Consider the following 25,816-nt stretch of genomic DNA (forward strand, 5'->3'; position numbering starts at 1 on the left):
ATGCCCTATTCCTCCGGCTCGTCCTCGACGGCGTTGGGCTCGCGCAGGTCCCGCAGGCGTCCTTCCTCCAGTTGGGGGCGGTGGAAGGGGTAGGAGCCGTGGAAGTTGATGTGCTCGAACAGCAGAGGTGACAGGCGGCCCTTGATCTTGCGGCTGATGCCCAGGCCGCCGGCCTCCAGCCGGGCGACGGCGGCGTCGATGTAGAGGCTGTTCCACCAAGTGATCGCATTCAAGCCGAGGCCGAGGGCACCAAGCTGGTTCTCCATACCGCGTTCATAGGCTTGGCGGAGCTGTCCGAGGTTGCCGAAGAATACGCGGCGGGCGAGCTGGTGGCGGGACTCTCCGGTGTTGAGCTGGGCGCCGATCATCCGCCGGTAGGACTCGACGTGGATGATCTGGAGCAGGTGCAGCGTCTTGAAGATCCGGCCGTAGGCGGCGAACGCGTTGCCCAGACCGGTGAGCCGCCCGCCCGCAGTCATCATCTTGATCAGGTCATAGGCGCGGACCTTGTTCGTCGACAACGATCCGGCGACCCGGACCATGTCATCCCAGTACTGGACGATCGCAGGGACCGACACCCGCCGCAGCTGAAGCTCGTTGAACGCGCCCCATCCGTTGGACCCGCGGTGGTCGCGGGTGATCTCGCCCTTGAGCATGGCAGCGTCGACCCACCACAGCTGGGTGTCGGTGATGTCGGCATGACGGGGCGCGAACTGGTAGCCGCAGATCGCGAACATGCCGTAGACGACGTCGCTGTAAGAGCCGGTGTCGGTCGTGACGATGTCGGGCGGCTCGGTGGCGTCCAGGCGGTGGATGGCGTCCAGGATGAACATCGAGTCCCGCATCGTCCCCGGCACCACCAGACCGCCGAGCCCCATCACCTTGTCCGACACGGTGTTCAATCAGGTCGTGCCGCGCGGCCGCTTCCCGATCCCGAAGTACAGCGGAGACGGCCGCGAGTGCAGGGAACGTACGGGAACGACGAACCGCAACCCGTCGGTGGAAGCGACCAGGCCGCCGCCCCAATCCGCAGTGATCTCGATGCCGGCCCGCTTGTCCACCAGGATCGCTGAGGCCTTCCCGATGCCCTCACCATGGAAGTAGCCCTTCTCCACCCCGACCAGGCGGCTCTCGCCCAACGCAGCGGTGCCGGGCTTGGCGACCGGCGTCAGCCCGATGTTGCACGACCGGGCCACCAGCAACGCCGCCAGGCTCAGATCGAGGTCGTCGCGGCGCGCCTGCGACCCGGAGATGTGCGGCATCGCGTCCAAGAACCCCGTCCGGGCGTTGACCTCCAAGATCAGCTCCGGGTAGTCGATCCGGGGCAGCATCCCCGCGACCGCGTCGTGAATCGCGGCGAAACCCTCGGGGTGCGGGGCCGCTTCCAACCGGGCCAGCGACAGCTTCCCGCCCGAGATCCTGGCCGCGTCGTTGCCCGCCAGACCCTCCCCGACCTGCCGGAACGCGCCGTCCAGAAGGTCGGCGAGGTCGGCCAGGTGCTCGGCGGGATCCGCCGGGAGGCCGAGCGCGGTCAGCACCGTGTCCCGCTCCCGCACCCACAACCGGGGTTCGATCAGCTGGACACGCGGATCGGCCCACTTGTCGGAGCAGACCGCGTACACGTCCCGGCGGCGCAGCGCGTCGTGCAGCTGCTCCAGCACGCAGAACACGTAGGCAGGCCGGTCGATCGCCGGGGCCTGCAGCTTCGGATTGGCGAATACCAGCCGACGCCACGAACCCGTCACCAGGCCCTCGAACCCCCGGATGTGCTCGGTGCCCGGCTTACGGGCCGCGATCACCTTCGGCAGGCCGCGCAGCGCGGAAAGGACCTCGGCGCCGGCCTCGGTCGCGCCCCAGGGGATCACCGCCGACAGCATGTCGATGAACGGCTTCACCGTCGCGTACCGGTCGACCAGCGACGCCCGCCATTCGGCATCGCCGTCATCGTCCCTGCCCGGCGGCGGCAGCAACTCGCGCACCGACTCCACCGCGGCGGCCAGATCCGCCCTGGACACCACGGTCTCGACCGCGGCCATCATCTCCGCGACCGACGCCGGCCCCTGACCCCTGGGCCGGTCCGCCAGGACGATCGCCCACGCCGCCGCCATGCGGGACGCCGCCGTCTTCAGCTTCGGGAAGGTCTTCAGCTTCTCCTTGTTGCTCGCCCGGGTCGCCCCCGACAGGAGCTTCGTCGACATCAGCAGGTCGAACAGCAGCAGGGCGTCATCCACCGACGACCGCTCCAACTGCCGGGCCGTGGCCACCAGCGTCGCGACCCGCCGCTCACCTTTCAGGCCCTTGATCTTGGGGGCCTTGGCATGCAGCCCGTAGGAGGCCAGCTCCGCCAGCTTCACCGGCGCGACCGCCGACAGATTCACCGCACCCGTCCCCAGCCCCAGCACGCAGGAGGTGCGATCCAGCGCGGCGACCATCCCGTTGCCGGTCAGCTTCACCACCGGGGTACGCATCCACTCCAGCGTCGAGACCCGCCTGCCTTCCGGCACCTCCAGCGTGCCGACCAGCTCCCGCCGCGTGTGCAACGGCGTCGGCGCCACCACCGCCGCGTTGATCTCCTCCAGCGTCGACAGCTGCACATCCCGCACCAGCCGCGCCAACGTCGTGATCCCTGGCAGCTGCACCCGCTTCTCGATCAGATGAAGCACCGCCCGGTCGAACAACTCCCGCCGCGAGTCCCGCGTCGTGGCCACCCGTGAGGCGACGAACCGCACGATCTCCTCTTCGGCCTCGCCGAACTCCCGGAACTTCAGCAACTTCCGGATCTCGCCGGTGTGCTCGTACTGCGTCTCACTCCGCTCGGCGTACTGCTTGATACACGACGGGTCGTCGATCCCCAGCTGCTCGGCGACGTAGTCGACCACCGCCCACGGGACCTCGATCGGATCCTCCAGGAACGTCCCCAGCATCCGTACGGTGCCCCACTGAACGCTCCAGCCCAGCCGATTGTGCTTGCGCCGCTTCTTCCGAGCCTCCACCAGCCCCTGCTCATCAAGGAAGAAGAACTGCTCCAGCTCCTCGGGCGTCGGGTCGGCCACGAACGCCCCATAACGCCGGACCTGCTCGTCCGAGAGATAGTCAACAGCCACAGAGCGCGACGCTATGGATGCAGACAGCCACCACCGGTCAGTACACCCAAATCGAAATCAAACCAAACCCCAGCCAACCTCACCCCCTGCCGACCTGTGGAGCCGTCCTTAGCGTAGCTACCTCTCAGTAGAGTCCCGGGCCCCCGGTCCAGCAGCCGGGCCGAAGACGGCGGATGTGCTAGGCCGGGGAGCGAGAGGAGTGCAGGGCCGCCCAGGCAGCAAGGCCTTCTTCGGTGAGGACGTGGTCGAGCGCGGCCACGGCCGCCCCGCGTAGTGCCCCGTCGCGGCCGAGGGCGGTGGGGAGCACGGGAGGCGGGTGCGGGCGGCGGAAGCGCATGAGGCCGCCGGTCAGGGCGGCGGTGAACTCGGGTTCGGCCGCGGCCCGCAGTGACTGCGCCAGGCCGCCCAGCGTGACAACGGCGGGGTCCAGGGCGTTGATCAGCCCGGCGAGGCCATGGGCCAGTGCGGTGGTGGTGCGGCCGACGGCCGCCCGGGCGGCCGGGTCCGCCGGGGCGCGGGCCAGGGCCTGCTCGGCGTAGGTGCGGGGGTCGCGGGGTGGGGGCTCGCCGAGGTGGCGGGCGATGGCGCGGCCGTCGACCTCCAGGTCCCAGCAGCCCCGGGCGCCGCAGGGGCAGCGCAGAGCGGGATCGCCGAACGGCAGGTGCCCGAACTCCCCGCCGGCGCCTGTCGCTCCGTGCAGGGGCCGGCCGTCGACGACCAGGGTGCCGCCGACGCCCACTTCCACGGTGATGTGCAGGACGGTCGCCGCTCCCGCCGCGGCGCCGTGCCTGGCCTCGGCGAGGCCCGCGAGGGTGGCGTCGTTGCCGATCAGCAGCGGCGTGCGCGGATCGTCCGCCAGCGCTGCCAGGTCCACCGCGTCCCAGCCGAGCACGGAGGACTGCACGACCTTGCCGTGCTGCACGGTCGCGGCGATCGCCACGGATACCGCCCGCACGCGTTGGCCGTGACGGTGGTGCAGGCGTCGCACCGCCTGGGCGACCGTGCCGATCACGTGCTCGGGGGCGCGGCTGCGGTGCGTCCCGGTCTCGGCGACGGCGGGCTGTCCGTCGAGCGAGGCGACCGCGCACCGCCAGTCTTCCTGCCGCAGGTCCACGGCGATGACGAGGGGTCCGTCCGGGTGTGGGGTGAGCACGCTGGTCGGACGGCCCCGCGAGGTCGCGGCGGCGGGGGTCTCGGCGAGCAGGGCGAGGTCGCGCAACCGGGAGGTGATCTCCGTGGCCGAGCCGGTACTGAGACCGAGCCGCCGCGCCATGGCCGCCCTGGTCGTACCCGGCTCGCGGCGCATCTCGTCCAGCACGGCCAGGGCGCTGCGCCAGCGGAGATCCGCTGCGCGCACGGACCCGGCCCGGTTGTTTGGGGTTGCCATGTGTCGTCGCCCTTCGTTTATGCTCGTCTCACGAGTTTAATCGAAAGGGGCGGCTGTGCCACAACGAACGGACCTCGCGGCGGTCGAAGCGGTCCTGCTGGACATGGACGGCACTCTCGTGGACTCCGACGCCGCGGTCGAGCGGGCCTGGGTCATTTGGGCCGGGGAGTACGGCGTCGACCCCGGCGCGGTGCTCGCCATCGCCCACGGCAGCCCGGCCGCGCGCACGGTGCGGCGACTGCTGCCCGCCCTGGACGACGAGGCGGTCATGGCGGCGGCGCAGCGGCAGCACGCCCTGCAGCACGAGGACCTGGCAGACGTCAGGGCGGCACCCGGCGCGCGCCTCCTGCTCGCCACGCTGGACCGGATCGAACTGCCGTGGGCCGTGGTGACCAGCGCCGACGGACGGCTGGCCAAGGCACGCCTGCACGCGGCGGGAATCGACCCGCCCGTCCTTTTGACGATCGACGACGTACGGGCGGGCAAACCCGATCCCGAAGGCTACCTGGAGGCCGCGCGCCGCCTTCGCCGCGCGCCGTCCGCCTGCCTGGTGGTGGAGGACTCCGAGCCGGGCCTGGCCGCGGGCCGGGCGGCGGGCATGCCGACCGTTGCGCTGCGGGGACTGGACGGTGACCTGTCGCTGCCCGGCCTCGGCCGGCTGGCCCACCTGCTGCAGCGCTCGCGGGTCCGGCCGTGGTGGCGCGACGCCGTGGGCTACCAGGTGTACCTTCCGTCGTTCGCCGACAGCACCGGGGACGGCTGGGGAGACCTGGCCGGGGCGAGCGCGCGTCTGGACCACCTGGAACGGCTGGGGGTGGAGGTGGTGTGGCTGACCCCCTTCTATCGCTCGCCGATGCGCGACCACGGCTACGACGTCGCCGACTACCGGACCGTGGATCCGTCGTTCGGCGGGCAGGCGGCCCTCGACGGGCTGCTGGCGCAGGCGCACCGGCGCGGGATGCGGGTGATCGGGGACCTGGTCGTCAACCACACCAGCGACGCGCACCCGTGGTTCGTCGCCGCCGCCTCCTGCGCGGATGACCCGCACCGCGACTACTACATCTGGCGCGACCCGGGACCGGACGGCGGCCCGCCCAACAACTGGCTGTCCCATTTCGGCGGGCCCGCCTGGACGTTCAGCCCGGCGACCGGCCAGTACTACCTGCACCTGTTCCGTCCCGAACAGCCCGACCTGAACTGGCGCAACCCGGCGCTGGCGGCCGAGATCGACGCGATCGCCGAGTACTGGTTGAGCCGCGGGCTGGACGGCTTCCGCATCGACACCGCCGGCTACCTCATCAAGGACGCGGACCTGCGGGACAACCCGCCGCTGCCCGCCGGCCGGATCCTGCCGGCGCGCGGGGTGACCATGGACTGGCGCCGCCAGGAGCATCGCCACGACATCCACCAGCCCGGGGTGCACGCCGTCCACGAGCGGTGGCGGCGGATCGCCGACCGGCACGACGCTTTCCTGGTCGGCGAGGTCTACGAGCTCGACCCCCGGGCGCTGGCACGGTTCGTGCAGGGCGAGCGGCTGCACTCGTCGTTCTGGTTCGGGCTGGTGGAGACCGACTGGGACGCCGACCGGATCGACTCCATGATCGAGGCCGCCGTGCCGGCGTCGCCGCGGCTGTCCTGGGTGCAGGGTAACCACGATCGTTCCCGCGCCGTCACCCGGTTCGGCGGTGGGCCGCGGGGACGGCGCCGCTCGCTCGCGCTGCACGTGCTGATGGCGTTGCTGCCGGGAACCTTCTGGCTCTACCAGGGCGAGGAGCTCGGCCTGGGTGACGGGTGGGTGCCGCCCGGCCACGGCGCCGACCCACTGGGCGCGGCCCAGCCGGAGGAGAGCCGCGACGCCGCGCGCACCCCCATGCCATGGCGGCCCGGCCCGGGCCTGGGGTTCACCACCGGGCACCCCTGGCTTCCCGGCGGCGCGCGCGGCGACGACGAGACCGTGGCGACACAGCAGGACGACCCCGCATCCCACCTGAACACCCTCGCCCGGCTGCTGGCCACCAGACGCCGGCTGACGCACGTGCTGGCCTCGACCGGCGACGTGAGCAGAGCCGTGCTCGCCGCGCCGGTGACCGCCTACCGCCGGGGAGCGCTCTGGGCGGTGGCGAACCTCCGGGACACCCCTGCCGCCGATCTGCACCTGCCGGCCCCAGCGGTGTTCGACACCGACGATCTCACCGTCACTCCCGACCGGCCCAGGACTGGCTACGTCCGCCTCGCTCCGCAGCAGGCGCTCCTCCTGGCCGAAGGATGACCGCCGCGAGCGGATGCCAGAGGCCGCGCCCCTGCTCGCCACCGACTGATCCGACAAGGAAGGCAGCATGTCCGACCGCGTGACCCCGTTCCGTCTTGACGTCCCCGAGCCCGTACTGGCCGACCTGCGCGAGCGGCTGCGGCGCACGCGGTGGCCCGAGAAGGAGACGGTCGGCGACTGGTCGCAGGGCGTCCCGCTGGACTACCTGCGCGAGTTGTGCCGATACTGGGCCGATGAGTACGACTGGCGGGCCACCGAGCGGCGTCTGAACGCACTGCCGCAGTTCCGGACCTCCCTGGACGGCCTCGGGATCCACTTCCTGCACGTCCGTTCGCCGCACGAGGACGCGCTGCCGATCGTCCTGACGCACGGCTGGCCGGGCTCGATCGTGGAGTTCCTCAAGGTGATCGGACCGCTCACCGACCCGACGGCCTACGGCGGCGACGCCCGCGACGCCTTCCACGTCGTCTGCCCGTCCCTGCCCGGCTACGGCTTCAGCGACAAACCGGATCACCGCGGCTGGGGCGTCGAACGGATCGCCGACGCCTGGATCGAGCTGATGGCCCGCCTCGGCTACGACCGCTACGGCGCGCAGGGCTCCGATTGGGGCACGACCATCACCACGCTCATCGGCCTGCGCGATCCCGCCCACGTGGCGGGCATCCATCTTGTCCCGCCGCTGGCGGCCCCGGATCCGGCCACGTTCGACGACCTCACCGCCGCCGAACGCGCCGCCCTCGCCGACCTGGAACGAGGCCGGGAAGACGAGGACGGGTACTCGCTGGAGCAGTCCACCCGGCCGCAGACCATCGGCTACGGGCTCGTCGACTCACCGGCGCTGCTGTGCGCCTGGATCATCGAGAAGTTCCGGTCCTGGACCGACGGTGACGGCCACCCCGAGAACGCCCTCACCCGCGACGAACTCCTCGACAACCTCATGTTCTACTGGCTCCCCGGAACCGGCGCGTCCGCCGCCCGGCTTTACTGGGAGAGCTTCAAGGCCGTCCAGCGGGTCTTCACCGCCGAGACGACGGACGTGGTAACCGTCCCGGCGGGATGCTCAATCTTCCCCAGGGAGAATCCCCGGCCGTCCCGGCGGTGGGCTGAGCAACGCTTCACCACCATCCTGCATTGGAACGAACCGGACAAGGGCGGCCACTTCGCCGCGTTCGAGCAACCCGGCCTGTTCGTCGAGGAACTGCGCACCTTCTTCCGCATGCTCCGCTGACCGCACAACAGTTGCCGTGGCGCAATGCGGCGACGCAGGGCCTGGCCTGTCTGGCGCTGGGCACCCCCAGATGACCGGCCTTCGGCGGCCAGGCGTGGACGCGAGCCGGGCCGGTCACGACGTCGTCGTGCCCGTCTGCGGGTCGGTGGGTTGTGTCCGCAGTGCGGTGTCTTCCGCGGGCTGTGACTTCACCAGCCACAGACAGGTGAACATGGCTCCGGCCAAGGTGACGGCGCCGGCCGCGACGAAGGCGCTGTTGAGGCCGGCCTCGAAGGACGCGCCGCCGGATTCCCGGGTGTGGACGATGGCTCCGAGGACCGCCACGCCGAGCACCGCGCCGATCTGCCGGGTGGTGCTGCTGACACCCGAGGCCAGGCCGCCCTCCTGCGGGCTGACCGCCTGGATGGCGGCGCCGGTCAGCGGCGACATGGTCAGAGCGAAACCGGTGCCGACGACCGCCAGCCGCCACCACACGTTCCCGTAGCCGGTGTCGGCGTGGACGAAGCCCAGCGCCAGCAGGCCCAGCCCGGCCAGTGTCAGGCCGATGACAACCACGATTCGGAAGCCGTACCTGGCGGCGAACCGGCCAGCGTACGGGCTGACGATCACCATGGCGAGGGTGACGGGCAGGGTCTGCAGGCCGGCACGCAGGATCGAACTGCCCTGCACGTTCACGAAGAACTGGGAGAAGAAGAAGGACGAGCCCATGAGCGCGAAGCCCACCACGACCATGGCCGTATTGGACACCGTGAACAGCTGCTGCCGGAACAGCCGCAGTGGCAGCATCGGCGTCGCAACACGTCCTTCGACGACGACGAAGACGGCGAGGATCACTAGCGCGGCGGCGAAGCTGCCCAGGATCACCGGCGAGGTCCAGCCACGGGAACCGCCCTCGATCAGGCCATAGGTCAGTGCCCCCACCCCCAGGACGGACAGGACCGTTCCCGGGATGTCGATCGCCGGCGCGCTCGGATTGCGGGACTCGGCCAGGACGCGCAGCCCGATCAGCAGCAGGACCCCGCCGATGGGCACATTGACGAGGAAAATGGCGGGCCAGCCGAAGGCTTCCACCAGGATGCCCCCGGCCAGCGGTCCGGCGGCCAGGCCGATTCCGCTGAGTCCGGCCCACAGCCCGATCGCCTTGACGCGTTCCTGCGCAACGGGGTAGGCGGCGGCGAGCAGGGCCAGCGAGGCGGGGCTGAGCGCCGCGGCTCCGACGCCCTGCAGCACCCGTCCGGCGATCAGCCCTTCGATCGAGGGCGCGAGGGAGCACAGCACGGACGCGGCGGTGAACACCGCGACGCCGGCCAGGAACACTCGCTTGCGGCCGAAGCGGTCGGCGAAGACGCCGCCGGACAGCAACAGCATCGCGACCAGGAGGACATAGGCGTCGACGATCCATTGCAGACCGGCCAGTTGGGTGTGCAGCCGCTGCTGCATATCGGGCAGCGCCGCGCCGACGATCGTGCTGTCGAGCAGCACCATGAATTGGCCCAGGCACGCCACTGTGAGCAATGCCGCCCGGTTTGGTGGTGCGCTCGCGCCCCTGGACGGACCGTCCTTCGTGGCGTCTTCGTGTGCGGTCAACGCTGTTCCTCTCATGAGGCGTCAGATGCCGCCGCACAAGTTAGTTCGATATTCCCGAAATGTCGAACTGTTTGGTAGCGTAGAGCCATGCGACCGCTGCCCGAACCCGCACAGGAGACGTTGACGCTCGCGCCCGTGCTTCATGCGCTCGGCGATCCGGTGCGCCTGGAGCTGGTGCGGCGCGCCTGGGCCGACCCCGGGTCGACCTGCTCCGCTCTCGCCGACGGCCTGGACGTGCCGATGTCGACGCTGTCCAACCACTGGCGCATCATGCGCGAGGCCGGGGTGATCAGCATGGCCGTCGACGGGAGGCACCGCCGCATCCGGCTGCGTGGCGACGATCTGAGCAGGCGCTTCCCTGGCCTGCTCGATCCGATCCTGCGCCTCGCCGAGGCCGAGTCACAGGACGGCGCTCCTTCGTCAGATCATCCCTCGATTTCGGAGGATGTGCGCTGATCAGGCGGGGGCGATCCTGTGACCATCGTCCTCTTGGATGGTCCGCGCCGATGCTGACGGGCGACGGGCACCATTCTCGCCGAGGCGCCATGGCTCGACAGCCGGGCCAGGGCAGGCCGAAGCCGTCGCGGTCGTCCTTGCCCGTTTTATCCCTATTCCGTCGTGATCAGTGTCCCGTTCTGGGGGTGCCCGTTCTGCCTCCCGGATGGTCTTGCTCGGTCGAATGCTCCAGCAGCTGGCCCCGTCGGATGACGCAGGCCCCCGTGGGAGAAAGTGTGAATATGGATCTTCGAGCCCATGCCGACGCTTGGCTGGCAGCGTGGAAGCGACGCGATCTCGATGCGGTCTTGGACTGCTACGCGGAGAACGTTGACTTCGTCGCCCCTACCGTGGTGCGCCGCTGGGGACGTCCCGATGGCCGATTGCAGGGCAAGGCAGAGCTGCGCAGGCACTTCGAGCTCGGACTGGAACTGGCACCGGACCTGACCTTCGCCGAGGAAGCGCTGCTGACCAGCCCGCGCGGCTATGCACTGCTCTACCGGCGCGAGAACGGCAACCGCGTTCTCGATGTCGTCGAGCTGGACCAGCACGGTCACGCCGCCCGCGTCCATGCCTTCTATGAGGGCCCACAGCAATGACGCACTTGTCATGCAAGACGAGGGCCAGGATGGGGATGAGGGCCAGGTCCGAGATGACGCTGAGCAACTGGTCGTCGAGGAGAGCTCCAGCGATGGAACCAGCGGTCATGGCGGCGGCGAAGCGAGGCGGGTGAGCCCCATGTGGGCCGGCCGCCTGGCGACCGGTGGGCGCCGGCGAGGGTTGGGCGCAGGGTCGCAAACTCCGCGGCGGGATGGTCACCATGTTGGTGGACTCAGGGTCAGTGACTGGGCGCTGCCGGGTAACCGCCGTCGTTGATGTAGTCCCCCACCTCCACCTTCGACTGCCGATCGTCGTAGAAGCCGGTCAGCCTTCCTCGTGGCCTGGCGGCGTGCATTCACGGCCCAGCTACGACCTGACCGGGTTGCGGCCGTTCGCGTCGCTGGATCTTCGGCTCAGGTGAAGCGTTCGATGACGGTACGGTCAAGGCGCTGGAGTTCCTGGTCCTCGGCGACGCTGTCGTACCGGCCGCTGCGCCGAGCATCGGCGGCGTCGGTTCTGTGGTTGTTCGATGAGACATCAGCGACCGCGACAGGTGTACTGCAACGATCTCGTACGGCATGTCGTCGAGTTGGTCACCTCTTCTCGCGAGCATACGGCGTGCTCCTGACGGGCTGGTGGGAGTGCACGAAGGATCAGGTAAGTCGGCACGTAGTTCCTTGATGACTGCAAGAGCGTCGTCCACCAGGTCGATGGGGCAGCCCAGTAGTCGTAGATTCCTCCGCTGGCGGCAGCAGACCGCGCTGCGCCGCCCATCTGGATCTGCGAAGCTGACCCAGGCACAAGCTCCGAGCCACCGCCGCCACCCCGCTGCGCGCCGCCGGCGCGCGTGACGCCGCGCTCATCGCCGTGCTCGACAGCTGCGGCCTGCGCCGCGCCGAAGCCGCGTCGCCGACACCCTGCACTGACCCTGCAGAAGGCAAACGCTCGAAACCCACACTGAATTGACCTTGAGCACCGTCCCGGAAAACGCGCGTTTTCGGGACGGGACGCCCGGCCGGCCCGCACACCATCACCGCGACCCAGACCACCACCGCATACCAGCCCTCTGAACCCGCTGAAGCCCGCGCTGACAATTGCGGTGGCCCCCGGCCGATGCCCCCGTCCGCCCGGACGGTAGCAAAGCGACGGGGGTTCGTACGGCATTGGGCAGGTCGGCGGTGTGGCGTCCCGCTCGAGGTAGCGGATCGCCACGCGGGCGCCATGGGCGTCGAGCACCCGGCTGATCGCCGTGCCGATGCCGCCCGCCCCTGCGGCGACCAGGACGTTCTGGCCCGGCCAGGCCGGGGTCGATCGCGTCAGGAGACCTTGGACGAGGCTGCCGCCCAGGTGTTGCAGGAGGCCGGGTCGGCGGTGCGGAAACCGGCCTTGACCCACCGCTTGCGGTTGGCGGCCTTGCCGTACTCGGCGGAGTCGCGGTAGAAGGACGACGCGACCCTCTCCCAGTCCCGCGCGGTCTTGCCCGGCAGCGGCCAGACGCTCTTGGTAAAGGCCGCGCCCAGGCATTCGACCTGCTGGTGCATGCGCCGCCCCTGCTCGAGGTGCTCGGCCTTGCTGCCGGCTCTGAGGTCCTCGCCGGCGTCGTAGAGACCGGCCTGCTTCTGCACGTGGTAACCGTAGGTGACGGCGATCGTGTTGAAGAGGTCGAGGCCGGTCATCGGCCCGAGGAGCCAGTACTTGCCGATCTTGAAGGACAGCGTGCGGTCCCAGTCGCAGTACCACACCGTGGACGGCTGGATCGTCTCGCCGTCCTCGGACGCGCAGTAGTTCTTGGGCAGGCGGGTCACGTACCGCACCTTGACCGGCTCATAGGGCAGGCCGGCCTTCTTCAGGTGCTGTCCCCACGTGTTCTCCAGGCAGCGCAGGGCCTCGTTGATGTAGGTACGGGCCTCGGCGGGCGTCATGGGCTCGTCCGGCAGGTCGTTACAGGTCGTGGTGGGCAGCGGCCCGGCCTGGTATAACGCGTTCTTGACGAGCACGGGGTTCTTCACGGGATACGCCGAGGCGTGCGCGGCCGCCGTGATGGTCAAGGGGGTGAGGAGGGCGCAGGCGAGTGCCGCGATCTTGAGGGGTTGCACGATGGGTGAGAATAGGGCTTGCGGGGTTGGAGCACCATATCGGTACCGGTCTGGAGCGGGAGCTATTGATCCGCGACGCACGCCGCCCGCCGGACGAAACGGCTAAGCGCTCAGCGGCGGACCCAGGGTCGAAGCGTACTCATGTTGTAAGACCGAGTAGCTGGAGGCCGTCGGCGGGGTGGCTGCGGTAGTGGTCGGTGGCGGCGGCGATGTCGGTCCAGCCGATCAGGCGGGCCAGGCCGATAGCCAGGTTGCGGAGGCCGGCCAGGATCCGAGGTGCGGTGGTGAAATTTTCAGCACAGGCTCTCGTCGTCAAGGTGCATCAATCCCGATATCCCAGATAAGCGCCCTCACCCCCGCACGCTGTCGCTACCGGCACCCGACACCCGTTGACAGCGGCTTTCTCCTCGTATTTGCTCTGTCACACCGCCTCAGTCATCCGAGGAGAGGGGACTCGGCAGAGGATGCATGTGAGCGCTAACAAAAGCTGGCGCAGGGCGGCGCCCGTACTCCCCTGAACGGGCCCCTGCACTTTCTCCTGACGAACGCCTTGGCGATGGCCGGACACTCGACCCCCCGAGATGCGCTGAACCATGACCAGAACGCAGCCAGGTCACCGGCGCCGGTCATTGACCGGGGATTCCTCGACGCCGGGGGACGGCGCCGGAAGTGCATGAGTGGAGGAACGTAAGTGCGACGACGTGTGAGTGAGTCACCGGCACCTGATGCTGTCGGCGGGCCGCGACCGCAGCCTGGCTCTCGAGCGTGGTTGACCAGACGCGTCATGGCCACGGTGGTGGCCCTCCTCGGACTGCTCGCGATGACCGTCGCGACTCGAGCGGCATCGGCCGACGACAATCCCTACCAGCGGGGCCCCGACCCGACCTTGAGCAGCGTGGCGGCCACCAGGGGGCCCTTCGCCACCGCGCAGATGAGCGTGCCGGGGAACGGCTTCGGCAGTGGGGTGATCTACTACCCGACGGACAGCAGCCAGACTTTCGGCGGGGTCGCGATCGTGCCCGGCTACTCCGCCCTGTTCTCCGTCGAAGAGGCCTGGATGGGTCACTGGCTGGCATCCTTCGGATTCGTCGTGATCGGAATCGAGACCGTCAGCCGCACCGACAGCGCGGATGCGCGGGCGACTCAACTCCTCGCCGCGCTTGACTACCTCACGCAGCGGAGTTCGGTGCGCGACCGGGTCGACCCCAACCGGTTGTCAGTGATCGGCCACTCCGCGGGAGGCGGCGGCGTCCTCACTGCGGTACTCCGGCGGCCCGCGCTGAAAGCCGCGGTCGGACTCGCGCCCGGCTCCCCTGTGGGGAACTACAATCTGTCCAACGACCGGGTACCGACGATGTTCATCTCAGGACAGCGGGACACGACGGTCACGCAGGCCTATCTGAACGGGATATACACCACTATTCCCGCCACGACACCTAGCGCCTGGGTGGAGATAACCGGTGTGGACCACCTGTTCGCGACACGGGCGAACACCACCGAGATGCGGGTGCTGATCCCCTGGTTGAAGATCTTCGTCGACAACGACACGCGGTACACCCAGTTCCTGTGCCCGCTGATGGATCCCACCGGCATCTCCATGTACCGCAACAAGTGCCCGTACACGCCGTCGCCCAGCCCGTCACCCTCGCCCTCCAGCAGCCCGTCACCCTCGCCGTCCACCAGCCCGTCGCCCCAACCCCCAGGCGCCTGCACCGCGACCTACCGCACTGTGAACTCGTGGTCGGGCGGCTACCAGGGCGAGGTCACAGTGAAGGCAGGCAACTCGGCGGTCAACGGGTGGACCGTCAGATGGACGCTGAGCAGCGGTCAGTCGATCTCCCAACTGTGGAACGGCACCCTGAGCGGCAACAGTTCCGCGGTGACGGTGTCGAACACCTCGTACAACGCCTCGATCCCGGCCTCCGGCACGACCACGTTCGGCTTTCTCGGCAACGGTGCCCCGTCCACCCCGTCCCTGACGTGTACCAGCCCGTAACCACAACATGATGACCGCCTTCGTCGAAGCCGGTGAGGACTCCGGCAGCGCAGCTGGCCGCGCATCTCTGGGACAGGCTCTGGCTCGGCAACGGCGACATTGGCGCCTACGCTCGCGAGACTGCCGGCTGCTGAAACGGACGTGTTCGCGTCGCTCGGACGCGTGGCGCGCCTACATGCGGCGCTCGACCGCCACCGTGAACTACTCCGACAGGCTCACCCTGGCCCAGAACGTCAGCTTCCTCTGACGCTCCGGCACTCCATGCCCTCAGGCCCCCGGGTCCCGCGGCCGAACGCCGCGGGCCGCGGGGGTCACAGCGATTTTTCAGGGTCGACGTCCGGGCAGTTTCCGCGCACCTGGGAGGACCGGCCGATATGACGGAGACGATGGTTTCCGGAACTCTGCGTTGATCTTGTGCGTATAACTGCGCGTCGAGTACCGTCACAGCGTGCAAACGGTTTCCGCCGACCTGAACCGCCCATAGTAAGAACGCCTCGGCGAAACCGCACCGGCCGCCCGTCCGGGCGCGACCGGTGACCGCGCAATTCCTCCACCCGTCACGTTGTTCCGCCCTGCCCGAAAAGAATCGAAGTGGATCGTGGCATTGTCAGACCTCCGCGCCCGGAACGCGAAAAGAAAAGCTTCGCGACTGCTGGCCGCGACTCTCGCCGGCATCGTCTGCGTGAGCATCAGCGCGACCCCCGCGTCCGCACACTGGAACGGGACGGGCCAGCTCATCGCCCGCATCGGCCTCTACCCCTACAACTACAACGACACGTGGCAGAAGCCGATGAACAAGGCGCTGGCCAACTGGAACGCCACGTCCTCCCCCGCCGACATCTACAAGAACCGGAACTCCGGCTCGACGATCACCGTGAAGTCGTACCGGAACACCTGGTACGGGCACTACACCCGATGCGGCGACAGCTGCCTGTACATCAAGCTGAACAGCCGCACCATCAACCGGGACGCGAGCAATTTCTCCAACTACGTGACCGGCGTCTTCGTGCACGAATTGGGGCACGCGCTCAATCTCGCACACAACAGCACCACCTCCATCATGAACAGCAGCAGAAATCGCGACACGATGACCAAACCGCAGTCGCATGACGTCTCGGACGTCAACGCCTATTACTGACCGGCCCCGCCCGACGACATTCACGAGGAGAACGGGAGTCGAAGTCGATGAAGGCTCGAATGCGGCGGCTCGGGGTGGCCGCCCTGGCTGTGCTGTTGCTGTCCGCCTGCGCGGCAGAGGAGAAGAACGTCATATACGCGGCCGACTATCCGGCGTACGACAGCGCCGACGCGCTGTTCGCCGGGGCGAAGCTGGTGATCGAGGGCCGGCTGACCGGGACCAAACGGGTCATGACGGAGGTCGAACCGGCGGATGACGGCACCGAGACCGATCCGCAGCTGAATCCGAACGCCGGGGCCACGCCCGACGCGGAGGCTCCGCCCCCCGGGCCGCCCACGGTCATGACGGTCAGTTCCGTCGAGGTGGTCAAGGTGCGCAAGGGGCTGGCCCGGGTCGGGCAGGTCATCCAGGTGAAGGAGCTCGGCGGCACGCTGAACGGCGTGACGTACGAGGAGGCGGACGCGACGCCGTTGAAGACGGGCGTCACGTACATGCTGTTCCTGGAGACCTATCCCGACTCGCCGGCCTCGCTCCTCAACCCGGAGCAGGCGAAGTACGTCGTCACCTCGGCGGGCACGTATTCGGCGATGCCGGACAACCCAGTCAAGCTTGAGGACGCCGACGTCCAGCGGTTGTCTATCAAGGAGTGAGACCGTGGGACCGCCCCCGGCCCCTGGAGCGGGACGGCGTCAGGGCCTGGGGGCGGTCAGGCTCCCGACGCGCTCCGGCAGGCCTGCACAGGTGCCGACGCGGTTTTCGGCCTGTCGGTGCCGTTCGGCGAGGGCGGCAAGGACGCGGAGGTGGCGCAGGGACGACTCCTCATCAACACCGCCGCTCGCCTCGACATCCACCTGGTGTACTCCTCCGTGCGGGGCGGCGACCGGCTCGTGGCCACCAACATCGACCACGCCGACAGCAAACAGCTCATCGAGGCCTATTTGCGCGAGCGGCCGGTGCGCGCGACGGCGCTCGGCCCGGTGTACGTCATGGAGAACGTGCTCAACCTTGGCTTCAGCCGACTCGGTGACGCATGCTCGCCAACCCGTTGACTCTCGGCAAGCCGCTCGACCAGGTGAGCGTCCTGGACATTGCCGGTATGGCCGTACATGCCGTTGAGAACCCCGACGAGCTCGTCGGCGAGCGGATCGACATCGCCTCCGATCGTGTCACCGGGCAGGAGGCGGCCCGGATGCTGAGTGAGGTGCTCGGACGGGAGATCCCGTACCAGCAGATGCCGCTCGATATGGTGCGGCAGTGGGCCGGCGAGGAGGTGGCCACGATGTTCGAGAACTTCGAGAACGACACCGACTTCCTGACATCGAGACTCTGCATGCCAAATACCCCACCGTGCGCTGGCACAGCTACGCCGAGTGGGCCAAGACGGTGGACTGGGACAAAATCCTCGCGGGCTAGATCAGCCCGCGCCGGGGGCACGGGGCGGGGTGTGGCCCAGGACAGGCAGGTCGGGAAGGACGGGTTCCGTCGCCCACAACGCGGAATCCGTCAATTCATCCTGAACACCGACACCCATAAAGGATCAAGACGAGTTCACAAAGGAGCTTCAACCGGCGGCGGCCCGTTCAAGTTCGCCCTCGTCGAGGAGGGCGGCGGCCAGGACGATGGGGTCCATCGCCTGCGGTTCCGCGATCGACTTGGCGAGTGTCGGCAGACGACCGTTACTCGACACTGAGCCGAACAACCTCGGGACCACACAGCGTAACTGCGGTTACTCGGCGCTACTTTGCGGCTGGTGACGCGGACCCGGGTGGGGGCCGGGAAGTCCCAGAGTTCGCGCGAACCGAAGGGTCTTCACGATTTATGAGTGATTCGGACCCTTGGGTCCCCGGGAACCGGCGTGTCTTGTTCGTCTGCGGCGACGTCCTGGTCCGGGATCCACGTGCAGCCGCTGTTCGGGCTTCCGGACAACCGGATGACCGCGTCCAGGCGGTCACGGGTACGGGTCAACGCGGCGATCTGGGCATCGATGCGATTGCGCTCGGTGGCGAGCCGGGCACGCGACTCCGGAGTACTGACCTTGGCCTCGACGCAGGGCAGCAGTTCGGCGATGGTCCGGCTGGACAGACCGGCCGCGTAAAGCATCTGGATCAGCTGGACACGGTCGGCCGCCGACTCGGGGTAGTGGCGCTGCCCGGAGTCGCTCCGGTAGGCGTCCAGCAGTCCCTGCTCTTCGTAGTAGCGCAGGGCCCGCACGCTGACGCCCGACCTTGCCGCCAACTCGCCGATACGCACCGTGACCTCCATCACAAGACTTGCCTCTGACGTCAACGTCAGGTTTTAGCCTATCCGCATGCAGATCAACGGAGCACATGTGCTGGTGACCGGGGCCAACCGCGGCCTCGGACGGCAATTCGTCCTGTCTCTCCTCAATCGCGGCGCAGCCAGGGTGTATGCCACTGCCCGCCGCCCAGAGCTCATCGACGTACCGGCGGTCGTCCCGCTGCGCCTCGACATCACCGATCCGGAATCGGTCGCCGCCGCGGCGGCAGCGGCACCTGATGTCAAGATCGTCATCAACAATGCGGGAATCTCGACCGGGGCGAATCTGGTCACCGGGGATCTGGAGACGATTCGCCGCGAGATGGACACCCACTTCTATGGCACCCTCAACGTGATCCGTGCCTTTGCGCCCCAGCTGGCCGACGGCGCGATCCTCAACGTTCTGTCCGCGCTCTCGTGGCTCGCCTACGACGGTGCGGGTGCATACCACGCGGCGAAGGCTGCCGAGTGGGGGCTCACCAACAGCGTACGCTTGGAGCTGGCCCACCAGCGCACTTTGGTGACGGGCCTGCACCTGGGCGCTGCGGACACCGACATGATGGCCTGGTACAACGGCGACAAGAGCGCCCCCGAGGTGATCGTCGCGGCGGCCCTCGACGGCATCGAGGCGCACCGGCCCGAGGTGCTCGCCGACGACTGGAGCCGCCAGGTGAAGGCATGGCTGTCCGAGGACCCGAATGTCATCTACCGGGAAGCGGCGGCCGCCCTCACGGCCTGACTTGCTGCCCGTGTGGGTCACGGCGCCCGCGGCGCGGCCGTGGTTCTTCAGGCGCGGCCCGTACGTTGAGCCGTACTCGCCAGCGGGGTGGTACAGCGTGACCAGAGCGAGGCGGCGCTGATACAGCGCATCATTGCCGGCGAAGGCCAGCCCGATGACGAATCTCATCCTTACCTGGGGAATCGGCCCATTCGGCAGGTCATCGGCCAGGGCCGGACGGCTCAGCCGCTCGGCCTCCTCGTCTTCGCCGTCCGTGCAAGACGAACGACGAGGACGATAGACATTCGGAATTCCTGAAATCTCATCAATCTCGAAAGAACCAAGGATCCCAGGAAGTAAGCCGAGGTCCTGCGGCTATGGCCACGCTCAACCGCTCAACGAACACAGGGGTTATTTCACAATAGCCCGAGCCGCCGTTGTTGCAGCGATGCTTGGTGAACCTGCTCAGATCGGCCGCAGTGTCGGGCGCAGCCATGGTGGTGCCATCGATCGCGCAGATGCGCAGTCCCCGCCACCACACGCCTGTGGTGGCGATGGCCGCGGCCGGGCCACGCAGCAGCTCCCACAGCCACCGCACCGGTTCGACACCCGCCCGCCGGCGGGCCTGCACCAGCGCAGCCGCCGTCGGGACGGCGAGCTTCAGTCCGGCCAGCCTGGCTGTCGGCCGCTGCCAGACCTGTCGCCACCCCAGCTCGGGGAAGAAGCATCCGGCCGGCAGGAGATACACCACCACCCGCAAGGGCAGATGCCGCACCTGCGTCCTGCCGATGCCTGCCAGCGCCTCATCGACCATTTCGAACGGAATGAGCCGGGTCAGCTCCCCCAGATGGCCGGGCGCGAACGCGCCTGCGGCCACCACAACATCACGACGCATGACGGACTGGACATCCAACGGAGCTCCCGCCGAACAGTGATTTTGGTCGGTCTGCCAGAAGATTCCGGTGTCACGCAGGATGCGGTGCAGCATTTCCCGGCTGACCGCGGCGACCGTGCCGCGGTCGAGCAGGTGGTCGCGCAGCTCCGCGAGTGACCAGGTGGAGAACACGGTGATGCCCCAGTCGGCGGGCGAGGTCACGGCTATCAGCCAGATCCGTTCACGGACCGGTGCGGACGGTGACCGGCTGGCAGAGGCCGAGGACCAAGTGCGATCAGCAGGGCAGCCCGGCAACCCGGCAGCGGACCGACAACATCCGGTTGCCGGGGGACCTCGACGCGATCGACGTCCGGAGGAGCTGGCGGAGCACACCCAATTGAGACCGGGAAGTGTCGAGGAGCGCAATTCGGTGCGCTCGGTCTCGTTTGGAACGAACATTCGCTCGGTGCGAGCGGAGCGGAGTTCGTCGACGGTTACCTCTTGAATGTCCCTAAATAATCTGGCAACCTCACGAGCGACAGGTGGTCACCCTTCCCCTCCATATCCTGATTAGTGCAAGCCGTTCTGCGATACGAATGTTAGCGCTAACATCGCCCATGACGAGAAGCTTCCATGACGTCCCACAGCGAGTAGGAGTGCAACAACGGAGCCTCCCGTGGCGACCAAACCCGGAGTTGGGAACGGGCTCTTCTGCGACGCATAACGCGCCTCGCGCGGGCGCTGACACCGAAGGAGAATCGCCTTGAGTTCGATGGTCTCGGCCGGAGCGGGCGTGTCACCGCCAGCGGTGCGCCGGCATGCGGGTCGCGTTCGACGCAGCCGTTTAAAGTCCGTCCTGATCACCGCGGTCACGATCGTTTTCGCCGCTGCGTCGGCGCTCGCGCTCACCCCCGGTGCGGCGTCGGCGGCGACCGTCGACACGAACGCCTGGTACGTGCTGGTCAACCGCAACAGCGGCAAGGCGATGGACGTCACGAGTGCCTCCACGGCGGACGGGGCGGTGATCGAGCAGTGGGCGCGTCACGACGGGGCGAACCAGCAGTGGCAGTTCGTGGACTCCGGGGGCGGCTACTACCGGTTGAAGTCGAAGAACTCCGGCAAGGTGCTCGATGTCGACGGCTGGTCGACCGCGGACGGCGCGAAGGTCCAGCAGTGGACGGACAACAACAGCACCAACCAGCAGTTCCGACTCGTGGACTCCGATGGCGGCTATGTCCGGCTGATCAACCGCAACAGCGGCAAGGCCGTGGAAGTGACGGGCCTGTCGACCGCGGACGGGGCGGCCGTCGTGCAGTACGGCGACTGGAACGGCTCGAACCAGCAGTGGCAACTGGTCCGTGTGGGCGGCAGCACGCCGGGGACGTGTTCTCTTCCGTCGACGTACCGCTGGTCCTCGACGGGCGCGCTGGCGACGCCGAAGGCGGGCTGGGTTTCGCTCAAGGACTTCACCAACGTCGTCTACAACGGCAAGCACGTGGTCTACGGGTCGACGGTCGACTCGGCTGGGCAGCACTACGGTTCGATGAACTTCGGGCCGTTCACGAACTGGTCGGACATGGCCTCGGCCCCGCAGAACACGATGAATCTCGGCACCGTCGCGCCCACGTTGTTCTACTTCGCCCCGAAGAACATCTGGGTGCTCACCTACCAGTGGGGTCCGACCACGTTCAGCTACCGGACCTCAAGCGACCCCACCAACGCGAACGGGTGGTCCGCGCCACAGGAACTCTTCTCGGGGAACATCCCCGGCGGCGGCGCCCTGGATCAGACGCTGATCGGCGACGGCACGAACATGTACCTGTTCTTCGCCGGTGACAACGGGAACATCTACCGTGCCAGCATGCCGATCGGGAACTTCCCGGGCAGCTTCGGCACGTCCTACACGACGATCATGAGCGACACGACGGCGAACCTGTTCGAGGCGGTCGAGGTCTACAAGGTCAAGGACCAGAACCAGTACCTGATGCTCGTGGAGGCCATGGGCGCGAACGGGCGTTACTTCCGCTCGTTCACGGCAACCAGCCTGAGCGGTTCCTGGACCCCGCAGGCCGCGACCGAGAGCAACCCGTTCGCCGGCAAGGCCAACAGCGGCGCGACGTGGACCAACGACATCAGCCACGGCGACCTGGTGCGCACCAACCCCGACCAGACCAAGACCATCGACCCCTGCAACCTCCAACTCCTCTACCAGGGCCGCGACCCGCGCTCCGACGGCACGGCCTACAACTCCCTGCCTTGGCGGCCGGGCGTGCTGACGCTCCAGCGCTGACCGCCTGACTCGCCAACCCCGCCGGGCCGGCACCCCCACCCTCGCGAGTGGGGGTACCGCCAGGTGATGGTGATGGTCCCGTGATTGCTCGTGCTGCCGTTCGGCATCCACACGACGTCCGAACCGACCCATTGCCACCGGGTAGTGTCTTGGTGATGCTTCCGGTCCCGTGCAACACGCCGAAGAGCACGGGACAGTTCATGGCGACATGGCTCACCCGTCCCGACCGCCTGGACCAGCTGACCGTTCAGGCGGAGACCCGCCTGGGTTGCGGGAACGGATGCGCGTGCGATGGCCGCAGCAGGCTTCGGCGAGCGGTCAAGGAACGGGTCGTTGGTCACAGTCGACGTACTCGACCCGGTTCGAGCGACATTTTCCTGTCGCGGTTAGCCCATCACGCTTCGTGGCCGCGATTCCGGATGAGACACTCCCCCCAACGAGCCGAACTCGAGGCACGATGGGGCGGGCCATGCTGGACTGGTTTGTCGCGATGGGGGCAGGAGCGGGCGGCGGGGCGATCGTCGAAGGTGTCGTGCTGTGGGGGAAGCTGAACGCCTGGCGGGAAGATCGGCAGCAGGTTCGCGCCACCGGCAAGGGCGATCCGCCAGGGCTGCTCGACTATATCGACGTGTATCCGGACACGCTGGTGGCGCTGACCCGCGTTGTCATCGGGGCTGTGGCAGGGGTGCTGCTGAGCGACCAACTGACCGGCTGGATGGCCGCGGTCGTCGTCGGCGCCTCCGGTCCGGCCCTGCTGAGGCGGTTCGGAACGGCGCGGAGCGCTACAGCGATCCAGCCGATCGAGGAGGAGCCCCTTCTCACCGAAGGGGGCGGCGCGTGACCAGGCTCGCCGACCGCTACTGGATGTCGCTCATTGACACCCGCACCCCCGCCTCCGCTCGAATGACTCGGCGCGAATGGACCGGGTACGGCTTCTGGAAACGGTACTGGGCCTCGCTGCTGGACATACCACTCGTCATGGCCCGCTCCGGTAAGGAGGAACCCGCAAACGATCCTCTGCCGGTGCCCCGCTGGAGGAGGCTCCGAGCTCAGCTCGACCCGGAATCTGGCCGCTTTCTCCTGCCTCTACCACCAGGCAGGGGGGTGGTCACCGCCGCAGGTGCGGGTGGCGTCGTCCTGAGGGTCGAGGGACCGGAGCGGCTAGAGCTCCTGCTGTATCGGATCGATGGGAGTGAAGACGACGCGCAGAAACCGGACTACCGGCTGGAGGTCATCTCGCCGGAGAGCGATGATCTGCCGCTCATCGTCTCCGTGCGGTACCGGCGTCGTGAGGACGGCGCCGGGCAGGAAGTGCTCATCCCACTGGCTCAGGCACCTCTAGGACCACCCAGCTCCGTTGTCTGGCTGGCTGGGTATGACATTGAGGCCCCCTGGCACATATCCCAGCCAGTGTCCGCAGCTCACGTTTCGACCTCGGACTCGGGCATCGTCCGGGCGTCAGTGGCAGCTGCGGCAAGCCAGGCAACCCTGAACGCCTGGCGGCAGGTCGCCGACCGGGTGAACGAGCGGGTTCGCGCTGTGATCCTTGAGGAGATGCCGTGACGACCCTCACCAAGGAGCCTGTAAGGCTAATTCACCGGAGCCAACTGCAGCGACGACTGGCGGGGCTGAAGACCCCAGCCGAGGGCCCTTCTCCCGGCGAGGTGGTCCGAGATCTGACGACCACGGGAAGCCTGTGGTGGGACTGCTGCAAGGAGGCGGTCGCCGACGACCCACACTGGCTGACGGGAGACGAGGCGTCGGCAGTGCTCGCGCTCATCTCCGCACACGCTTCCGGAACCGCCGACGAACGCCGGGCGGTGATGGTGGCGGCCACGATGACTTTGCTCGTGGCCCAAGCTCTCGGCGCATCCGACCAAGAGCGACCGGCCGTCCTTGAACGGGTGGTCGAGCAGTGGAGCACAGCCGGGGTGCTCCCGCCACGGCCGGGCGGCGCCGGCCTGCTGGGCCGGGAGGGCGTCGTTGCGGCAGACCGCCCCCTACAGCCCCGGTTAGAGTCGTTGATACGCACGCTGGAGCGGCTTGGCGACGATCCGGTACGGGCGATGGCCGCATTGACCGGCCTGCGCCTGGCTAAGCAGGAGAAGCGGCCCCGGTACACCGTCCGCATGTCGGTCGTCTTCGGTACACCTGGAGATAATGGAGCGGAGAAGGGTGCCGCGGGGATCCTTGAATTGTGGGAGTACCCGGGCGGTCCCGCCGGTCTCTTCCCCGATCCCCGCACCATGGCGGGCATTCGCGCCGACGGGTCTTTTGAGGAAGCACTGGCAGTCGCATGGAACGCCTCCCCAGGACGGCGGGGAGGACGATGCGTGTTGTGGCGAATCGTCGTCAACGGCGCGGCAGTGCCTTCGGTGGAGGGGCCCTCGCTCGGCGCGGCCTTCGCTCTGGCTCTGCGTGAACTTCTGCGCAGACCAGCCTCGCACCGTCCATCTTTGGCCGCGGTGCGTGGCTTCCTCCGAGGGCCCCGGCCACGAACCGCTGTCACCGGCGCGATTGACGATCAAGGCCGGCTGACCCACGTAGGCGCTATCGAGGACAAGTTCGAGGCCGCCCATCGTAAGGGCTGGCGCCTGGTGGCGCCGCAAGAGAATCAGAGCGATCTGGCAAGCACCCGGGACCCCGCTGCGATCGTCTTCGCCCACGACCTCAAGGAGGCGGGCAGACTTGCCCGTCGCTGGCGCACTGGCCGCGCCCTCATGGCGCTTGCAGTGGTCCTGCTCCCCGCGGCCGCCGGATACGGCGTCTACCGCTATACCGTCACAGATACTCCACGACTGCGAGCCGAGGTGAACACGCAGGCCGGCGCGGCCGCCTATGAGGCGTTCGTCCGCTCGCACGAACGCCAGGTCGTCTACCTCGACGTCAGATGCGAGTCCTACACCTCTGACGCCCACCAGATCGATCCGCGCTCGCACTGCTGGTTCCAGGAGATGGACAACTACAGCGACGAATCCCCCAAGGCCTTCTACCTGACTACCTTTTCGCATGCCGTGACGGCCTACGAGTGGTGGAATGGCCCAGGCCACGACTCCTGGGCCGGGCATGGCATTCTCTTCAGCTACTTTCCTCAGAAGCCGACCGGTAGCAGCACGTTCTTCTCCCAGAACAACGGAGACGGCAGCAGCGGCGCAGGTGGACTCGAAGCGAAGGGCTATTTCGAGATCGTCATCTCCGGAACCGGAAGCCTCGGTCCAACCGGCGTAGATGTCGCCGAACTCCGCCCCCGCACAGCTCCCTCCTGAAACACTCGCGCAGCGGTTTTTGTCAAGATCTTCGCCATGGGCAATACTCTCGGAGCCATACTCAACACTTCGAAACGTACAATGCAAAAGACGGATTCGCCCGATACGTCAAAGGTCTATAGGCTGCTCCTAAATATCCTTGATGATAGAGTTCTCAGTGGTCCAGGCCGAGTCTGAGCTTGGCAATTGGCCAACGCTTACAGTGAGCCTATTTCAGGCTCCGTGGCGGGTGCCCTGGTCACAGCGTGATCGCGATGTCGGTGTTCGGCCGGCGACGCGAAGAAGCTCCTGGTAGACGGGTTGATCACCACAACCGCACCATCGCAACCAGGAGCTTCCGGTGCTTTTCTATCGTGCTGCCGTCGATTTGTCGCATCAGACCCTGGACTACGTCGCCGGGATGATCCGGCGCCACCGCAAGGGGCGTTCACAAGTGGTTGTGACGTGCGGAGGAACGACTGTTTGAAGATCGCTTCCCGAACCCTTGGAGA

19 protein-coding genes and 2 pseudogenes are annotated in these 25,816 nt (G+C 67.9%); 14 read left to right on the forward strand and 7 right to left on the reverse strand.

What is annotated here, in order from left to right:
* Positions 1-5: 5 nt before the first annotated feature.
* A pseudogene (locus AB0H84_RS49045) lies at positions 6-3,104 on the reverse strand (Tn3 family transposase).
* Positions 3,105-3,282: 178 nt separating this feature from the next.
* Entirely contained in the window at positions 3,283-4,491 is a 1,209-nt protein-coding gene (locus tag AB0H84_RS49050; RefSeq protein WP_357620543.1) for an ROK family transcriptional regulator, read from the reverse strand.
* Between the two features lie 55 nt (positions 4,492-4,546).
* Here AB0H84_RS49050 and AB0H84_RS49055 point away from each other — a divergent pair, with 55 nt between their 5' ends.
* Together AB0H84_RS49055 and AB0H84_RS49060 are read left to right on the forward strand one after the other, a co-directional pair.
* A complete protein-coding gene (locus tag AB0H84_RS49055; RefSeq protein ID WP_357620545.1) occupies positions 4,547-6,760 on the forward strand; it encodes an HAD-IA family hydrolase in 2,214 nt (737 codons plus the stop codon).
* Between the two features lie 67 nt (positions 6,761-6,827).
* Positions 6,828-7,988 (forward strand): epoxide hydrolase family protein, encoded by a 1,161-nt coding sequence (locus tag AB0H84_RS49060; RefSeq protein ID WP_357620547.1) that lies wholly within the window; start codon positions 6,828-6,830, stop codon positions 7,986-7,988.
* Between the two features lie 114 nt (positions 7,989-8,102).
* Here AB0H84_RS49060 and AB0H84_RS49065 read toward each other — a convergent pair whose 3' ends face one another.
* A complete protein-coding gene (locus AB0H84_RS49065; protein ID WP_357620549.1) occupies positions 8,103-9,575 on the reverse strand; it encodes a DHA2 family efflux MFS transporter permease subunit in 1,473 nt (490 codons plus the stop codon).
* Between the two features lie 87 nt (positions 9,576-9,662).
* On the opposite strand from AB0H84_RS49065, the gene AB0H84_RS49070 reads away from it, so the two are divergent.
* Together AB0H84_RS49070 and AB0H84_RS49075 are read left to right on the forward strand one after the other, a co-directional pair.
* Positions 9,663-10,031 carry a helix-turn-helix domain-containing protein gene (locus tag AB0H84_RS49070; protein ID WP_357620550.1) on the forward strand — a complete coding sequence of 123 codons (369 nt, stop codon included), beginning with the start codon at positions 9,663-9,665 and terminating at the stop codon, positions 10,029-10,031.
* 281 nt (positions 10,032-10,312) lie between these two features.
* Positions 10,313-10,669, forward strand: coding sequence for a nuclear transport factor 2 family protein (locus AB0H84_RS49075; RefSeq protein ID WP_357620552.1), 357 nt, complete (start codon positions 10,313-10,315; stop codon positions 10,667-10,669).
* Positions 10,670-11,986: 1,317 nt separating this feature from the next.
* Here the strand turns inward: AB0H84_RS49075 and AB0H84_RS49080 are convergent.
* Together AB0H84_RS49080 and AB0H84_RS49085 are read right to left on the reverse strand one after the other, a co-directional pair.
* A complete protein-coding gene (locus AB0H84_RS49080) occupies positions 11,987-12,766 on the reverse strand; it encodes a hypothetical protein (protein WP_357620554.1) in 780 nt (259 codons plus the stop codon).
* Positions 12,767-12,905: 139 nt separating this feature from the next.
* Positions 12,906-13,082 carry a hypothetical protein gene (locus AB0H84_RS49085; protein WP_357620556.1) on the reverse strand — a complete coding sequence of 59 codons (177 nt, stop codon included), beginning with the start codon at positions 13,080-13,082 and terminating at the stop codon, positions 12,906-12,908.
* A gap of 453 nt (positions 13,083-13,535) precedes the next feature.
* On the opposite strand from AB0H84_RS49085, the gene AB0H84_RS49090 reads away from it, so the two are divergent.
* The 5 genes and pseudogenes from AB0H84_RS49090 to AB0H84_RS49110 all read left to right on the forward strand — a co-directional run bounded on the left by AB0H84_RS49090 (position 13,536) and on the right by AB0H84_RS49110 (position 17,590).
* Positions 13,536-14,762, forward strand: coding sequence for a cellulose binding domain-containing protein (locus tag AB0H84_RS49090; RefSeq protein ID WP_357620557.1), 1,227 nt, complete (start codon positions 13,536-13,538; stop codon positions 14,760-14,762).
* Positions 14,763-15,444: 682 nt separating this feature from the next.
* A complete protein-coding gene (locus AB0H84_RS49095; protein WP_080038714.1) occupies positions 15,445-15,900 on the forward strand; it encodes a matrixin family metalloprotease in 456 nt (151 codons plus the stop codon).
* A gap of 47 nt (positions 15,901-15,947) precedes the next feature.
* The gene (locus tag AB0H84_RS49100) at positions 15,948-16,550 is read left to right on the forward strand and encodes a hypothetical protein (RefSeq protein WP_357620559.1); all 603 of its coding nucleotides are present in this window, start codon (positions 15,948-15,950) and stop codon (positions 16,548-16,550) included.
* 78 nt (positions 16,551-16,628) lie between these two features.
* A pseudogene (locus tag AB0H84_RS49105) lies at positions 16,629-16,949 on the forward strand (NmrA family NAD(P)-binding protein); the annotation flags it as partial.
* Positions 16,931-17,590 (forward strand): NmrA family NAD(P)-binding protein, encoded by a 660-nt coding sequence (locus AB0H84_RS49110; RefSeq protein WP_357620561.1) that lies wholly within the window; start codon positions 16,931-16,933, stop codon positions 17,588-17,590. The pseudogene AB0H84_RS49105 and the gene AB0H84_RS49110, both read left to right, overlap by 19 nt.
* 119 nt (positions 17,591-17,709) lie before the next feature.
* On the opposite strand, the gene AB0H84_RS49115 is transcribed toward AB0H84_RS49110, so the two are convergent.
* On the reverse strand, positions 17,710-18,150 hold the full coding sequence (locus AB0H84_RS49115) for a MerR family transcriptional regulator (protein WP_357620563.1): 441 nt from the start codon (positions 18,148-18,150) through the stop codon (positions 17,710-17,712).
* A 58-nt stretch (positions 18,151-18,208) separates the two neighbouring features.
* Between AB0H84_RS49115 and AB0H84_RS49120 the strand changes: the two genes are divergently transcribed.
* Entirely contained in the window at positions 18,209-18,916 is a 708-nt protein-coding gene (locus AB0H84_RS49120; RefSeq protein WP_357620565.1) for an SDR family oxidoreductase, read from the forward strand.
* A 304-nt stretch (positions 18,917-19,220) separates the two neighbouring features.
* Here the strand turns inward: AB0H84_RS49120 and AB0H84_RS49125 are convergent, their stop codons facing one another.
* A complete protein-coding gene (locus AB0H84_RS49125) occupies positions 19,221-19,991 on the reverse strand; it encodes a transposase domain-containing protein (protein ID WP_357620566.1) in 771 nt (256 codons plus the stop codon).
* A gap of 550 nt (positions 19,992-20,541) precedes the next feature.
* On the opposite strand from AB0H84_RS49125, the gene AB0H84_RS49130 reads away from it, so the two are divergent.
* From AB0H84_RS49130 to AB0H84_RS49145, 4 genes are all read left to right on the forward strand, one after another.
* A complete protein-coding gene (locus tag AB0H84_RS49130) occupies positions 20,542-22,059 on the forward strand; it encodes a non-reducing end alpha-L-arabinofuranosidase family hydrolase (protein WP_357620624.1) in 1,518 nt (505 codons plus the stop codon).
* A 469-nt stretch (positions 22,060-22,528) separates the two neighbouring features.
* Positions 22,529-22,900 carry a hypothetical protein gene (locus AB0H84_RS49135; RefSeq protein ID WP_357620568.1) on the forward strand — a complete coding sequence of 124 codons (372 nt, stop codon included), beginning with the start codon at positions 22,529-22,531 and terminating at the stop codon, positions 22,898-22,900.
* Positions 22,897-23,622 carry a hypothetical protein gene (locus AB0H84_RS49140; protein ID WP_357620570.1) on the forward strand — a complete coding sequence of 242 codons (726 nt, stop codon included), beginning with the start codon at positions 22,897-22,899 and terminating at the stop codon, positions 23,620-23,622. Before AB0H84_RS49135 ends, AB0H84_RS49140 begins: the two co-directional genes overlap by 4 nt.
* Positions 23,619-25,325 carry a hypothetical protein gene (locus AB0H84_RS49145; protein WP_357620572.1) on the forward strand — a complete coding sequence of 569 codons (1,707 nt, stop codon included), beginning with the start codon at positions 23,619-23,621 and terminating at the stop codon, positions 25,323-25,325. Before AB0H84_RS49140 ends, AB0H84_RS49145 begins: the two co-directional genes overlap by 4 nt.
* The last annotated feature ends 491 nt before the right edge of the window (positions 25,326-25,816 follow it).

Origin of the sequence: Nonomuraea sp. NPDC050786 (genome assembly GCF_040654115.1) — a bacterium.
Taxonomy (GTDB): Bacteria; Actinomycetota; Actinomycetes; order Streptosporangiales; family Streptosporangiaceae; genus Nonomuraea.